Here is a 14,874-nt window from a genome sequence, read left to right as displayed (position 1 = left end):
AAGGAAACTGGCCGAAAGGTCCAGTAAAGCCACCAAGGAAATAGCCGACCTGATAACCAATATTCAGAAAGGGACCAAGGTGGCCGTAGAATCCATGCAGGTGGGCACCAGAGAAGTGGAAGAAGGTGTGACCCTGGCCCAGGAAGCCGGGCGTTCCCTGGAGGAAATAGTAAACGGTGTGCAGGTGGCCGGGGAGCATGTGCAAAAAATTATGGGCCTGATCAATGATATTTTGCAGAGCAGCCAGGAAGTTTCCAAGGCCGTTAACAACGTGGCCGCCATAACAGAAGAAAACACGGCCGCTACCGAGGAAATGTCGGCTTCTGCCCAGCAGGTCAATTCCTCCATGCAGAGTGTGGCTTCCATATCCGAAGAGAATGCCGCGGCAGCGGAAGAGGTATCAGCATCCACAGAAGAACTCACTGCCTCCATAGAAGAGATCTCTGCTTCATCGGAACAATTGGCGAAAATGGCCCAGGACTTACAGGCTATAGTTGCCAAATTTCGCGTTTAGGGGGTGGAGCAATTGAGCCAAATTTCAGAAGAAGAAAAGCAATATGTCGTTTTCCGGCTGGGTTCCGAAGTTTTCGGCATAGACATCAACAAGGTCAAGGAGATTATAGTTTACCAGGAACCTACCCATATGCCAGGGAGTTCAGAATTTATAGAGGGAATAATTAACCTGAGAGGACATGTGATTCCCATCGTCAGCCTGCGGAAAAAATTCAATTTCCCGGAAGCCGGGGATATGGGAAAAACGCGGATAATTGTGGTAGAAGCCGGCAACAGTACCGTGGGTATAGTGGTGGACGGCGTTTCCGAGGTAGTCATGATTTCCGGCAGTGTAATTGAAAAACCATCCTCTCTTCTCACTTCTACCGTAGACGAAAATTACATCACCGGGGTGGCCAAAATGGAATCGGGATTGGTCATAATCCTTGATTTAGAGAAGGTTATTGGCCGGGATATGGCTGAAGCTGTATAAATGCTCATACAGTCTGACAGGGGGTTAGCCAAAACATCAATGCGTAAACCATCAAAATCGCGCTCCCAATAACGGGAGTTTTTCTTTTACCCCAACTTGGCCTAACCGCCGAAATGCCGCGCCGCTGTACGCTGCGCGGCATAAATAATACATGAAAACGAGGCAGCCGTTCCATATTTTTACTATACACTCCAATAATAATAAAAGCATTAATAACTAACAATATAAACAATAAAAAAGACACATGTTAGGAGTGGTCAAGTTGTTCAAAATTAAAGACAGATTCTTGTTGGGTGTTGTAGCCGGTTTAGCTGGAAATACTATAAAAATGGCCATTGATGAAATCTCCATCAAAAAAAAGATATCCCAGCGCTCCTTCCGCGAGACTGCGGCCGGTGTCTGGGTATCAAACCGGAAGGAAGCCCTTAATATAAAAGGACAAATCCTCGGAGGGTTACTTGATTTCGGCATGGGTATGTTGGGTGGTATTGCCTCAGTATCTTTACTGTCCAAAACCGGGCGGGACCATATCATAACGAAAGGAATTACCTCAGGTATAGCCATGGGCTCGTTAATTACTTTTGTTTTGGGCACTTTACCCATAAACCAAATAAGACCGAAAGATGCAGCCAGTAATCTTTCATACATGGTCAGCCATGCTGCATACGGATTGGTTACAACAACGGTTGCCGCCAAACTCGGCCATCCCTCTTTATTTGATACAAAACCGCAAAATAATTATCTTGCACCGACAGAACTTACCTCTGAACAAAAAAAAATTTATAACAGACCGGAACCAAAATATCATAAAACACAAAAACTTGAGCGGGCTTAATCGATCATCCATCAGTCCGCAATCCGCGTAAGCGGGAGCGGTTATGCAGTAAGAGACTTTGACCGGAGCGGAGGAATCATTTATCCCTGTCCGTACATTTATATTCTCCTGTACAGAGCGCCTATCGAATAACAGCCGCGGAAATCAGCCAGGCGGAAAAATCCCCTGTTTAAAAATAACCGGTCTAATGCCGTTAAAGTCATACCGTTAGAAGTGCGGGCGGTACGCATTTCCTTTACCTCGACAAAAACTAAACCGTCCCTTTTAAGTATATCCTGAAAAATTGATACCAGCCGTGAATTTGTGGCATTATCCAGCAGGTTCATAACAAAGGTGCAAACCACCGCATCAAAAGTGCCCGGCCAGGTTTCTATAACCGCCGGCGAAATCACGCTTATAATCTGGTTTTCGCCCGGTTTAAACCGGGCGAATTTCTCAATGACCGGCGTTTTTTCCACCGCTATTACCGAAAAGCCCAATCCCTGTAAATACCTGGTATTGCGAAATGTTCCGGCGCCAAAGTCAAGTATGCGGGAGCATCCCATTTTTGCCATTAAGGGCGCCACTTTAACAATATTATTAGCCACCTGCGGCATCTTTCTTATCTTCCCTGTATACTTTGATTGCTTTTCCTACACAAGTCTTGTTCTCCACTTATTATTCTCCACTGGAAATAATAAAATACCCGCCTGTTGCGCTTTGTTTCAACAGGCGGGCCGTTACCAGGAAATATCCAAAATATATGGTTTTTCGGTGTCAGCAATATTTAAATCGGAACCAAAAATAAACCGTGCCGACTTTTCCTTCGGGTCCATAGGTTCCAGGAAAACTACCTCATCTATATATTCTCCGGGCATTAACTCAAGGGTCGGTTGTGAAAAAATTCCATACCGGTTGGGGATTTCTCTGAAAACCCTGTTACCCTGACGTCCAATCGGTTTTGATAAAACAAAATAGGCTTTATGGCGGGAGTAGTTTGCAACGGTTATAAATAACCTGGTCTCTTTGGTCGCAAACTCCACCCGGTTAATATTTACCACTTCACCATCCATATTCACCGCTTTATTCGGATAAACCGTCAACACAGTGGGGGCCAAAACAGACCATGGATCCTCTACCGGTTCAATCTTATCGGCCACAATAATCGGCGTGCTGCCTTTACTACCTTTGATGCCGTTTTTGATTTGCACACTGCCCACAACTTTGATATACTCGGAATACTGTAGCATGAAATGAGGTTTGCGGTATTCTACAATCAAGTTTTTAAAGGGTACATTATCACCTTCTACAGTAATGGTAAAAATAGTGGTGGTATCGGTCAGTTGTAAAATCTTCTCAATTTTACCCACCAGGTTAACAGGTACTCCTTTGAATTTGGCAGGGTCGGAGTACAATGTCCTGAGGTTTTCATTGGTAAAACCGTATTGAGCAGTTTGCAGAAAATCGCCCGTTGCTTTTCTCGAATCACTGTAGGCCTGATAACTCACAAGAAAAATGATAATAACCAGAGTTACCAGCGTTACAGTGGTTAAAAACTTTCGTTCACTGGCCATTAACCCTCGCAAAGGAGCAGGCAGCTTTTGGACCCATCTCCGGTAACGACCTCCGGACAACTGACCGGTACCTTTCAAATAGGGTTGCTCCTTTACAAATACATAGTATAAAGCCTCTCGCAGTTCAGTTACAGACTGAAACCTTTGTTCCGGTTCCTTGGCGAGGCATTTCATGACAACATCGGCAACCATGGACGGGACTTGCGGATTTTTTTCCTTAATGGGAGCCGGTTCCTGATACAATACTTTATTCACTAATTCCCCGATATGCCCACCGGTAAAAGGATAGTCCCCCGTCAATAGCAGGTACATCAGCACTCCCAGGCCAAAAATGTCCGTCTTTTCATCAACCTTTTTACCGGTTATTTGTTCAGGAGCCATCACAGAAGGAGTTCCTATGCCGGCCAGGGTCTGGGTTAACGAAGAATCCTCTGTTAAACGCGCAATACCAAAATCTGATACTTTTACCTTCATATCCCCGGTGAGCAAAATATTGGCCGGTTTTAAGTCCCGGTGCACAACGTGGTTAGCATGGGCATGCTCCAGAGCTGCACAGACGGGCTCAATAATGTTGTAGGTTTCTTGCCACCCGGGCTTTTTATCATGCAGGTATTCTTCCAGGGTTATCCCGTCAATGTATTCCATGATCAGGTAATAATCCCCGTTATCTTCATAGTAGTCATAAACAGCTACTATGTTTTCATGGTTTAGCTTAGCATTAATCTGGGCTTCCCGGAAAAACCTGCGGACGGCTTCGGGGTCCTTTTGTTTACTATGCATTTTTTTAATGGCAACTTCCCTGTCCAGTTTTATATCAAACCCACGAAAAACAGTCCCAAAATTCCCTCGGCCGATTTCCTCATAAATTTCATATCTGTGTACATTTTGCCCCAGTTGTTCCGTAAGGAATCCCGGAGCAAAATACTCTGTCTGATCCCTATGCTCCGCCGGAACAAGGATTTCGGCAAAATGTGCGATGTCTTCCCTGGAGTAACTGGCCCCTTCCCTGGTATGAATGTAATCGACCAGTTCATCCAGCTTCAACACTTTTACCCTGCCCACATAACCGGGTCTGGTAAACTCCATTGTACTGAGGTCTGCTTCTTCATGCACAAAAACAACTATGGGGTATACCTTGACACTCACCTTATCTCCGTATTCATTTAAGTAACGAACCGTTGTATAGGACTTGACAATCTTGGCGTAATGGTTTACCTGGTTGGCGGGGTTTCCTATTTTGACTTTTTTGTTTTTTCCGGACCTTTTTCGTTCCTGTGTCCAGTTTCCCATTAATCCGCCGGATATTTTACCGTGCATATTCTTGCTCTCAATGACAAAAACACCATTAGGGCCAATAACGACATGGTCAATGTCGATAGTGGCCCCATGGTAAAATATCCTGGGAGAATTTAAGACTACGTAATCCTCAGGAAGGCTCTTTTCCAAAAGTGAGGATACCTTTTCTTCTCCTGGTTGCCCGTATATTCCCGAAATTTTGGAAACATTTTTCAGAACCCTTGCCATCACTATCCCCACCATTATAATGCGTAAATAACACTTTTGTATTAATTTTACCAACAATTTTGGCTTTTTGCCACTAATATTAATTTATACCCTTATAGTAAATAGCAGCGGGCTCCAGTATATACCAATATACCAATTTTATATTTACTATATTATATATTCTAATATGCATATTACTAATGTTCAATCTGATTGTTTTTCCTTTTTTACTTGATTTGTCTAGTATTTTAAGGTCTTACTTGACATCGGCCCAATTTTCCGTTAGACTATTTATTGTGCAAATCATCATATGCGCCCGTAGCTCAGTGGATAGAGCACAGGTCTCCGGAACCTGGTGCGTAGGTTCGATTCCTACCGGGCGCACCATTTAAATCATAACATGATACAGGTCCAAAGTCTGATAAAAGGTCGGATAAATTGGCGAAACACGACAAAATGTCGTGTTTCTTTTCATGTTATTTGTATTATTATAAACCAGCTTTCCGGCTAATATTGTATTTTACTTTCCTTACCGGGATTTATTGTATTTTCCTTCTGCTCCTTTATTTTTTCCGCCTCTGGAATTTGGTCGTCATTGTGAATTGCTTCCAGCCCGATTTCTTCCAAAATCTGATTTATCAAATCTTTACTCATTTTATCCCCCCTTAAAATTTACCGACAAATTATAAATATGCTTATTCAGGTCAAAAAATTCATCTTTTCCCAAAACAATTTTCCAAAGGGTACATTTCATATTTAGCCGACATATTATATTCAGAAATAATCAGCAACTGTCAGGGAGGTATTATATAAATGATTATATCCATTGGCCGTCTTGTATTCAAGCCAGGTATGGAAGCCAAGGGCCTGGAAACCGTATTCGAAAACTCTGCACTGGGCGCTGAACAAAAAGGTTGTCTCGAAGCCACAGTCCTGCAAAACCTGGATAATCCCGCAGAAGTTTTATTAATATCGAAATGGCAGGACCAGGTCAGCTATTCCAATGCCATCACAAACTTAAAAAGAGACCCCAAAGCCAGAAGACTTTTCCTCAAGGTACTGCCCCAGTTGGAAAAACAGCCTACTTACGCCTCATACAAAATTTTGCCGACATAAATTTTGCTTCCGGTAACAGTTTTTTTAACGACAGTTCACCATTAAAAAAGGATGGCCAAAAACAGCGTAAAAGGCCATTCTTTTTGCGGATGAGAGTTATCCTTCATTTTCAACCTTATTCCTTAGTTTAAAACGGCATACTGACTGTATCGGGCAATTGCCACAGTCGGGTTTCTTGTTGGAACAAAACCTATTTCCTATACCCACAATAAGGGCATGGTATTCATTATAATAACGTACATCCGGTGGAATATGTTTCATAAAAAATTGCTGCATCTCATCATAACTAACGGATTCCTCAAAAAACCCCAACCGGTGAAATATTCGCCTGGTATACGCATCCACCACAAAAACAGGTTGCTCGGCAGCATATAAGATTATACTGTCGGCTGTTTCAGGGCCGATTCCATACAAGCTAAGAAGTTCCCTACGCAACTCCTCCTTATCTTTCTGCAGAAATTTATCCAGATCGCCATGGTAGTTGTCCATTATATGATTAACAAAAGCCCTAAGTTTCTTAGCCTTCATCCGCCAGTACAAAGTAGGCACAATATGTTTTTCAATTTCCTCGATAGGCGCCTTATACATCGCCTCCAGTGTAAGAATACCCGCAGCCCGCAGATTTTCTATTGCTTTGCTCACATTCCGCCAAGCCACGCTTTGGGTTAGTATTGCGCCCACTATAATTTCAAACCTGGTTTCTCCCGGCCACCAATTCCTGGGTCCAAAGTAGGCAAACATAAGGTCGTATATATGCTGCAGTTTCTCTAAAGTTTTCGTTGCTTTGGTTTTCAGTTGCCATCCCCTCTTTGCCGTTAATTAAACTTCATATTTCTCCCAACGTTTTTTATCGTGGTCAGCATCTTTATGAATATATTTATTGCAGCGGATGATGCGCTTCCTCTCCCGGTCGCCGAAAGGGCATTCTCCTTTTTTTAACAGTTTGCATTTGGGACAGGCCCGTTTAGGACCTTCCGTAGGTGATTCCATCATTTCACGGATTTTTTGCCTGCAGGCGGAACAAACCCATTTTTCCGGCACAATTGCCGGTGTCAGGCGTAATTTCCCACATACTCTGCATTTTTGTCTCTTCATATTCTCTCTCCATCCGACCTTGAAATATTTCTTTTTTCAACATCATTTCGCAATATCCTGCAACAACAATCCAAAACATGAAAAAAGCTGACTTCTGTCAGCATAATAACCAATCATTTGTGCAATAATACAGCCGTTAAAGTTTTTCACCGGTGCTAAAGTATTTCACTCTGTTTAAACATATGCCTTGGTTTAAAATGTTCGCACTGACATTCAAATTCCGACAGTCTGTCGCTGCCGATAATGTTCAGTCGGCATTCGCCGTCTTTAGCATGCACGCATTCGGCAAAACAAGGTGTCGTCAAAAAAAATCACCTCCTTTGATATTATCTCCGGAAAGGTGATTTAATATTTGAAATTAAAGTGGCGGCTCGTATATGTGACTGATAATGCCCAAACAAAACAGGAATATTAAAGCTATTTCCACGTGAATAACCGGAATACCCCTAAAAAGGGGACTTTTGGCAATCAGCCTGGACGGTTCGGTAAACCAGTTGGAAATGTTAAACCCGTAATTTATTATGGCCGTTAAGGCAAAAACACCAAGCCATAAAAAAAGAATTTTAAACCTGGGGTAGTTCTTGCTGTATTCGTTGGCCGGTATCCTGTTTACCATTTCAAGCAAGAGAAATTTACTAAAACCTTTCAACAAACCCGCCCCTAAACCGAAAACCGCTACCAAACCCGCGTTAATATCACCGCCGGGAGCCAGTTTGACAACTAAAAACAGGGCCGTTAGCCCCAACAGCACACCGGTAAACATCTCCCGGTAAACAAAAACTATACCCCGCCAAATAAGTCTGCGCAATTTTTATTCTCACTCCTGTTAACACATGGTATGCCTTTACCAAGCAACTTAATTAGTACTATAGGCTTTTATCTCATTGATAAAAGTAGTCGTCAGTTGATTTAAAAACTTGTGAGTATTCCAGGCCAGATAGAGATCCCGCACCGAATTCCAGCCGGGAAGCTTTATCTCCTTAAGTAGTCCCAGTTTTAACGCCTCATCTGCCGCCCATCTGGAAACCATACTTATACCCAGACCCGATTCTACAGCCGTAATTACCGCTCTGGTGCTGCCCAGTTCCATTGTCACATCCATCTGCGCAGGCTGGATACCTATACTTTGCAACCGTTCCAGCATAACCTTTCTGGTCCCTGAACCATGCTCACGTAAAATATATTTTTCTTTCTGCAGGTCCGCAACGGTTACCTGTTTTTTCTGTCCTATCGGACTGGCAGACGAGGTGATTAACACCAGTTCGTCATCAAGCAGCTTTTCAAACTTTACCACGTCATTTTTGATCCTGGCCCCGGTAACACCCAGGTCCGCCGTCCGCTCTCTGAGGGACTCAATGACCTGACCTGTATCGCTGATGACGAGTTCAATCTCGATTTGGGGATATTTTTCCTTAAAACGGCCAATGAATTTGGGCAGGATATATTCACCCGGGATGGTGCTGGCAGCAATCCTCAAGTGGCCCCGCCGCAAACCTTTCAGCTCGTCAAGGGATTCTACAATTCTTTCATAAGAAGCAAGAATTCTTTCGGCCTCTACCAGGAAAATCTCGCCAGCCTCAGTCAAAACCACCTGCTTGTCATTTCTCTCCATTAACTGCACATCCAGCCGTTCTTCCAGCGCTTTAATCTGGGCGCTGACAGCCGGCTGGGTCATATACAGGAGCTTGGCAGCTTTGGTAAAACTCTTCTGCTGGGCCACGTAAACGAAGGATTTAAGCTGGCGTAAATTAAACATAAGTATATCTCCCATCACCATGTTTTACAAAATACTTCAATATTTTTTTTAGTAATCCTGCACAATTATAAATTTTATTTATTTATCTCAACATAAATTGCTATTACAACTACCCATAAAAAAGCAGCCCGTTCATAGGCTGCTTTCCACTATATTTTCAGCAGAATTCATAATTCATATTTGTACTGTTTTACTTTTTTAAGGCGGCTAAAATATCAGCCAATACTTTGTCAATGGGCTGGTCGCCGTTAATATTTATTAACAGCCCCTTCTCTTTGTAGTAGTCAATCAGCGGCTGAGTCTGTTCTTCGTAAACATCCAGCCTGTTATTAACTGTTTCTTCGTTATCATCGCTCCTCTGATACAGTTCACCGCCGCAGTTGTTGCATACACCCTCTTTTTCCGGTGGGTTAAATAAGACGTGGTAGCTGGCTCCACAGCTCTTGCAAACCCTCCGGCCGGTCAGGCGGGCCAGAAGTTTTTCCCTGGGCACCTCTATATTGATTACCCCATCAAGTTTGATGCCCATTTCATCCAATGTCTTGGACAGAGCTTCTGCCTGTGCGATGGTTCTGGGAAAACCGTCCAATAAAAATCCTTTTTCGCAATCGGGTTGTGAAAGCCGGTCTTTAACCATTCCCACAACAACTTCATCGGGAACGAGTTGGCCTTTATCCATATATTCTTTAGCCTTTTTCCCCATTTCCGTTCCTTCTTTGATCGCAGCTCTGAACATGTCGCCTGTTGAAATGTGAGTAATGTTCAACTCTTTAACCAATACTTCTGCCTGAGTACCTTTTCCGGCCCCCGGCGGGCCCATAATCATCAGCTTCAATGCTACCCCTCCCACAAAATGTTGTAAATCGTTGATACCAGCCTTTTCCCAGTATCCTATTAAAATGAATTATATCATATTTGTCCCAGAAAAAAAACTGTCAAATATGAAAATTCAAAAATTATAACAAAGCCCCTTTAAAGCCGGATTACATGAAACACAGTTATCTACATCAGAGTTTCACCCACTGCCCATTTACTTTTTCAAACTGGTCCTTGCCAACCCCACAAACAGGACATACCCAGTCGTCGGAAATATCCGCAAAAGATGTTCCTGGCTTTATCCCTGAATCGGGGTCGCCTGACGCGGGGTCATATATGTACCCACAAACCATGCAGCGATATTTATCATTTCCTGTGGCCCTGCCCTGAGCAGCATTACTGCCGGCTGCTTCAACTTTGCCGCCGAAGTCCTGTGGTTTCTTGCCGCTCTTGATTTCATGGTAGTTGGCATAAGTCATCGGAATACCGTCTTTTACTGTCTCGGCATTCACAACCTCCCCAATAAAGACCGTGTGTGTGGCAATGTCGATACTGTCAATGACTTCAGCCTCAAAGTAAGCGATAGTATTTTCCAGTTCGACGGGCACCCCCGTCTGACCCTGTTTGTACCGAATACCTTCCAATTTGTCAGCTTCCCTGCCGGAACGGAAACCAAAATTTCCTATGAAATTCATGGGAGCGTCAATGGGTAGTACGGAAACGGTAAATACCTTACTTGCCCTGATGTATTCATGAGTCAGATTGTTTTTATTAATACTTACTGCCATAGTCAACGGCTCGGTACTGATCTGAAATACGGTATTGGCCACCTGGCCGTTTAGTTTGTCGCCCTTTCTCGAACACACGATGTACATACCATAGCTCAACTTGAAAAATGCTCTGGTATCCATCAATACACCTTCCTTCCGTAATTTTTTGATTATTTATTGATTATCCCGTTTTTACCGGGCTAATACCTATTTATTTCGCTGCTGTTTCCGGTCCCTGTGGTGAATCTTATGTTCTATTTCCTCATGGATATTATGCAGACTCCTGTCAACCTTTGATTTTAAATACATCAACCGGTCCCAACTCAAAAACACCGCCCAGTAAACAATTATAGCCAGGGTCAGGCCCGACACCAGGCTGCCAATCCAGAGAGGCCATGCATAATATACCAGTTTATAAAAAAGGCCGGGCTGAACATTGACCCACCCGATATGCAAAACGGTCATAAGCCGGACACCCAGTTTATACTGAAGAGGAATGATTGCCGGGGCCGTAACAGGGTTTGTAACCCAGCAGACAATTATGGCTGCCGGGATATTTACCCGCAAAAAATAGGCCGCCGCCCCAGCCAGCAACATCTGCAAACCGATAGTGGGAGTAAAAGCGACAATTGTCCCTACCGCCAAACCTGCCGCCACGGAGTGCCTGGTCATTGTCCAGCATTCTTTTTTGAAAAGTTTTTCGCCTATGGCCCGGTGTAAAATGGTGCCCCGTAAATGGTGCCGGCGAGGCAGGTTTTTTATAATTTTTTCCTTTATATCACGAAATTTTAACATAAATTATCTTTCCCACTGCTAACACAGATTCCTTCCACACCGGAGGTTAGTTCTCCTTTTTGGGTAGCCGGTAATCATATGCTGGTGACAGCAGCTTCCGGAATACCAGCCAAAAGATGCTCATCTTTGGTCAACCAGATAATTTGGTGCTCCTTAGCCAGTACTCTTAATATTTCGATAGTCTTAAGCAGCCGCTCACTGTCAAAGTTTACAAATGGGTCATCCAGGAAAATGGGAAAAGTTGCGCAATTTGTCAAGTACTCGCCAAGGGCAATTCTCAATGCCAGGTAGAGTTGGTCCCTGGTACCGGTACTCAGGTACTGGACATCACGGTAACAATTGTATTGCTCATCCAGATATTGAAAGACCAGTTTGTCCCCTTCCATCTCCAGTCGAACATCCCGGTACCTTTTCTTGGTAATCCATTGAAATATTTTTATTACCTTATCCTTTACCTGTGGAGCAAGCTTTGACCTGGCCTCTTCTGTGGCTTCCTGAATAAGCTTGACAGCAAGTTCTATGCTTTTGCCTTCCAACTCAAGCTGCTTTAATAAAGCCTCTTTTTCGGTCAAGGCCGATTTGAGGCTCCAGATATCGCGATCCAAGAGAATAAGGCGGCTGTAATTCTCCAAACCCGCGGCAATCTTTATTTCTTCCTCGCGGGCCCTTTCCAACAGGCCGGTCAATTCGGCCAACTCCTCTTTCAGCCGGAGATACTCCGCCTCAGTAATGATTTCTGTCCCCAATTGCTGTCGGAGCCCGTCAATTTCTTCCTCCAGAACGGCTATTTCTTTGTCAATGTTTTCAGCATGAGTTTCTTCTCTTAAAAAAGTCAGAGTATCACTGGCAAATTTTACCTCTGCTTTCAGATCTTTGTACTTTTCGTAATCTCTTTTAAATTGTTCCGCTGACTCGACACCGGCCTGCTGCAAAATTTCCTTCAGTTGCCGCAAGTACTGGTTAAGCTCTCTTTGCAAATCATCCAACTGTTCTTCATAGGGTTCCGGGTCCAGGCTCCGGAGTTCTTCCTCCAGCAGTTGGATTTTCTGCTTTATTTGGATCTGTTCCTTTACTTTTGTTTCAAATTCTTCAAGTTCTTCGTGGTCAAGAATGCCTTCCAGCATTCGCTTATATGTCGTTAAACCTGACTTTGCTCTTTCTAATTCTGTTGCGGTTATTTTCGCCAGTTCCTTGGATACACCGTGCTTCACATCCAGGCCGCCGAAATAAATAATCAGAATACCACTGGCGACCATGATGCTGGCCACCACATAACCCCATATACTGCCTGTAAACACCCCTACAGCAGAAAACAGACAGAGCCCAAGCCCCAGCCAAAAAGTCCAGGAAAACCTGCTGCCCCGATATGCGGCCAGCTCATCCAACCTTTGTTCTTTCTCGGAAATTTCCTGCTGCAGGTTACTGATAGCGGCCTGCAACCGGCGGGCTTCCGCGAGGTTTTTTTCATTGTAGCGGACAGAATAGTAGACGGCCATCGTTTTACTGTAGTCACCCATCTCCCGCTGGACTACCTGCCTCTTACCCTTCACTTTCTGGTACTCGGAATTGACTTGTTCTATCCTCTGTTCAACCTGGTTAATTTTACGGTCCAGGTATTCCAGGTTTTGCAGGTTTTCCGGGTTAAATGCCCGGTCGCCCGCCTGAAAAAGAATCAGGCGGTTATTTAATTCGTTCAGTTCCTGTTCCTTTTCAGCAATTTTCCTCCTAATTTCCTGCAGATTTGTCAGCCTGGCCGTCAATTGCTCGTACCGCTCCCTGAAACCACAACGGTTTTCATAATCCTCTAGGAGGGGAGCTATTTCCGCAATCCGCCGCTCGAGGCTTTCCTTTTCGGCCTGTTTTCGCTTCAGCCGGTCCAATATCCCGTTATATTCGGCATAATATGCCGTTACCTCATCGAGTTCCTCTCTAAGGCGCTTAATTTCTTCCAGGCAGGCTTTTATAGGACCGGGATTAGGAGTTTGCCGGCCAAATCCCCGGTTTAACTCTTTCAGACGGTCGGCCAGTATGGCCAGGATTTCCTTGACTGATATGCCTGAACCACTTTCCGTTATTTTTTTGATGATGGCATCAGTTAATTCTGTCCGGTTAAGTTCAGCCACTTCTTCCTGCTTTATCAGCAGAGTGCTTTGAAACAGCTTGCCCGATGGCAAACCCAGCCTTTCCCGCAGCAGGTCCTCGACAGAAACGTCTGCCGGCAGTTCCCGACCGTCCTGTAGTTTGGTTACCTGCACCTGGTCACCTTTAAAATCACGTTCAATTTTGTAGTCAAAAGCATCACCAAAGTTAACTACCATACTCGCCCGGTAAGGCGCTGTCTCATCCCAGGGTCTGTAGCTTTCCCGCAGGGCTTTTACTTCTTCGCTGCGACCCTTGAAGCCGTAAAGGATGCCCAGTATGGCATTTACCAGGGTGGTTTTCCCCGCTTCATTAAGGCCTTTGACGATATGGAAGGACTCGCTGAAGCGGAATGCCTGGTGCACAAGTTTGCCAAAACCGGTAATATGGACTTCCTTTAGTCTCAATCGAGGCGCCTCCCTTCAATGGCCGTTAAGCCAACCCGAAGGGTTTCCAGCAGCAGAAGGCGTTCTTCTTCTGTCAGGTTTGGGCTGTTCAGGCGTTCGTTAATTTTTCTGACAAAAATTCCTTTAATAGTCTGGTCGTTGGGATGACAAGCGGGAACCAGAGTAGTATCCTCAACTACTTCCAGGTAAAAGAACTTCTCCGCAAACTGTTCCCTGATTTTAACCTGCAGTGGATACAGGTCCAGGTCAACAATACCTTTTATAATTACCTTTACACAGGCTTCCGGATCCGTCCACCTTTCTAACTGCCGGTAGAGGTCCGGCAGGGTTTTTCCCGTTGCGTTATATTGGTATACCTTATATGGCCGGGAAGGTATGGGGACAGGGGTTATCCCTGTGCCGACGGCAGAAAATTCCACCAAAAGGACATACCTCTCCCCAATATTATCAAAAGACAATGTGCTTGGCGATCCGGAGTAAAAGGCTTTTACTCTTCCCGCCGAACAGTCCTGAAAATTATGGTAATGCCCTAAAGCAATGTAATCCATGCCAGAATGGGCAATTTCTGTTGCCTCTATCGGGCCGTAATTATCCCGGACCAAGGGCAGGGTTTTTACGGTGCCATGCAGCATAGCTACATGGTAGCCGGGATTATCCCTTTTCCGCAGCCTCTGTAAGGGGGAACTACCGCTCACTGCGGTTTCATAAGGCACTCCGTATATTGTCAAGTTTTCTAATTCCACCACGTTTTCCCGGCCTGGAGCAAAGAGATAAACGTTCTCATTGTCCTCTCCGATACCGGCAAACATGCGGGTGATCTCTTCGTCATGATTCCCTGGGATGACAAATACTTTGATCCCCCTGTTCGTCAGGCGTTCAAAGGCAAGCCAAACCGTAGTGAGGGTATGCCTGTCCACCCGGCTGGAGTCAAAAAGGTCTCCGGCAACCAATACCCCTTGGACTTCTTCAGCTATGGCCACATCGGCAATTACATCAAGGACCCGGAGAAGCTCCCGGCGCCTTACTTTCCTGGCCTGTTCGCTGAACTTACCAAATAACCAGTCAATATGCAAATCCGAAGTATGCAGCAGTTTAACATTCATA

At 44.5% G+C, this 14,874-nt stretch carries 17 protein-coding genes and 1 tRNA gene; 5 read left to right on the top strand and 13 right to left on the bottom strand.

The window, feature by feature from the left end:
- From Tfer_RS08270 to Tfer_RS08260, 3 genes are all read left to right on the top strand, one after another.
- On the top strand, positions 1 to 514 hold a 514-nt coding region (locus Tfer_RS08270), incomplete at its 5' end, for a methyl-accepting chemotaxis protein (protein WP_242843568.1).
- Between the two features lie 12 nt (positions 515 to 526).
- Positions 527 to 985: a chemotaxis protein CheW gene (locus Tfer_RS08265; RefSeq protein WP_052217970.1), complete on the top strand. Its 459-nt coding sequence runs from the start codon at positions 527 to 529 to the stop codon at positions 983 to 985.
- Positions 986 to 1,247: 262 nt separating this feature from the next.
- A complete protein-coding gene (locus tag Tfer_RS08260) occupies positions 1,248 to 1,820 on the top strand; it encodes a hypothetical protein (protein WP_052217968.1) in 573 nt (190 codons plus the stop codon).
- A gap of 98 nt (positions 1,821 to 1,918) precedes the next feature.
- Here the strand turns inward: Tfer_RS08260 and Tfer_RS08255 are convergent, their stop codons facing one another.
- The gene (locus Tfer_RS08255; RefSeq protein ID WP_052217966.1) at positions 1,919 to 2,416 is read right to left on the bottom strand and encodes a class I SAM-dependent methyltransferase; all 498 of its coding nucleotides are present in this window, start codon (positions 2,414 to 2,416) and stop codon (positions 1,919 to 1,921) included.
- Between the two features lie 123 nt (positions 2,417 to 2,539).
- Positions 2,540 to 4,897: a protein kinase domain-containing protein gene (locus tag Tfer_RS08250; RefSeq protein WP_052217964.1), complete on the bottom strand. Its 2,358-nt coding sequence runs from the start codon at positions 4,895 to 4,897 to the stop codon at positions 2,540 to 2,542.
- A 291-nt stretch (positions 4,898 to 5,188) separates the two neighbouring features.
- On the opposite strand from Tfer_RS08250, the gene Tfer_RS08245 reads away from it, so the two are divergent.
- A tRNA-Arg gene (locus Tfer_RS08245) sits at positions 5,189 to 5,263 on the top strand.
- Positions 5,264 to 5,383: 120 nt separating this feature from the next.
- Here Tfer_RS08245 and Tfer_RS16545 read toward each other — a convergent pair.
- On the bottom strand, positions 5,384 to 5,530 hold the full coding sequence (locus Tfer_RS16545; RefSeq protein WP_160315544.1) for a hypothetical protein: 147 nt from the start codon (positions 5,528 to 5,530) through the stop codon (positions 5,384 to 5,386).
- A gap of 159 nt (positions 5,531 to 5,689) precedes the next feature.
- On the opposite strand from Tfer_RS16545, the gene Tfer_RS08240 reads away from it, so the two are divergent.
- Complete coding sequence (locus Tfer_RS08240) at positions 5,690 to 5,992, top strand: antibiotic biosynthesis monooxygenase family protein (protein ID WP_013120834.1); 303 nt, start codon at positions 5,690 to 5,692, stop codon at positions 5,990 to 5,992.
- A gap of 96 nt (positions 5,993 to 6,088) precedes the next feature.
- On the opposite strand, the gene Tfer_RS08235 is transcribed toward Tfer_RS08240, so the two are convergent.
- The 10 genes from Tfer_RS08235 to Tfer_RS08195 form a co-directional block, all read right to left on the bottom strand.
- The gene (locus Tfer_RS08235; protein ID WP_052217962.1) at positions 6,089 to 6,733 is read right to left on the bottom strand and encodes an endonuclease III domain-containing protein; all 645 of its coding nucleotides are present in this window, start codon (positions 6,731 to 6,733) and stop codon (positions 6,089 to 6,091) included.
- A 78-nt stretch (positions 6,734 to 6,811) separates the two neighbouring features.
- Positions 6,812 to 7,087, bottom strand: a complete 276-nt coding sequence (locus tag Tfer_RS08230) for a hypothetical protein (RefSeq protein WP_013120836.1) — start codon at positions 7,085 to 7,087, stop codon at positions 6,812 to 6,814.
- A gap of 155 nt (positions 7,088 to 7,242) precedes the next feature.
- Complete coding sequence (locus tag Tfer_RS16540; RefSeq protein WP_160315543.1) at positions 7,243 to 7,392, bottom strand: hypothetical protein; 150 nt, start codon at positions 7,390 to 7,392, stop codon at positions 7,243 to 7,245.
- Positions 7,393 to 7,445: 53 nt separating this feature from the next.
- Positions 7,446 to 7,895, bottom strand: a complete 450-nt coding sequence (locus Tfer_RS08225) for a hypothetical protein (protein ID WP_052217960.1) — start codon at positions 7,893 to 7,895, stop codon at positions 7,446 to 7,448.
- A 48-nt stretch (positions 7,896 to 7,943) separates the two neighbouring features.
- Positions 7,944 to 8,843, bottom strand: a complete 900-nt coding sequence (locus tag Tfer_RS08220; protein ID WP_052217957.1) for a selenium metabolism-associated LysR family transcriptional regulator — start codon at positions 8,841 to 8,843, stop codon at positions 7,944 to 7,946.
- Positions 8,844 to 9,033: 190 nt separating this feature from the next.
- Entirely contained in the window at positions 9,034 to 9,669 is a 636-nt protein-coding gene (locus Tfer_RS08215) for an adenylate kinase (RefSeq protein WP_427916559.1), read from the bottom strand.
- Positions 9,670 to 9,850: 181 nt separating this feature from the next.
- The gene (gene rd / locus Tfer_RS08210) at positions 9,851 to 10,570 is read right to left on the bottom strand and encodes a rubredoxin (protein WP_152909009.1); all 720 of its coding nucleotides are present in this window, start codon (positions 10,568 to 10,570) and stop codon (positions 9,851 to 9,853) included.
- 66 nt (positions 10,571 to 10,636) lie between these two features.
- A complete protein-coding gene (locus tag Tfer_RS08205) occupies positions 10,637 to 11,224 on the bottom strand; it encodes a DUF2062 domain-containing protein (RefSeq protein WP_052217952.1) in 588 nt (195 codons plus the stop codon).
- 74 nt (positions 11,225 to 11,298) lie between these two features.
- Positions 11,299 to 13,770 (bottom strand): AAA family ATPase, encoded by a 2,472-nt coding sequence (locus Tfer_RS08200; protein ID WP_052217950.1) that lies wholly within the window; start codon positions 13,768 to 13,770, stop codon positions 11,299 to 11,301.
- Positions 13,767 to 14,873 carry a metallophosphoesterase family protein gene (locus tag Tfer_RS08195; RefSeq protein ID WP_052217948.1) on the bottom strand — a complete coding sequence of 369 codons (1,107 nt, stop codon included), beginning with the start codon at positions 14,871 to 14,873 and terminating at the stop codon, positions 13,767 to 13,769. Before Tfer_RS08195 ends, Tfer_RS08200 begins: the two co-directional genes overlap by 4 nt.
- Position 14,874 lies beyond the last annotated feature (1 nt).

The organism is Thermincola ferriacetica (assembly GCF_001263415.1).
GTDB lineage: Bacteria > Bacillota > Thermincolia > Thermincolales > Thermincolaceae > Thermincola > Thermincola ferriacetica.
The sequence above is the reverse complement of the archived record's forward strand: the minus strand, read 5'-3'. Positions and strand labels throughout refer to the sequence as shown.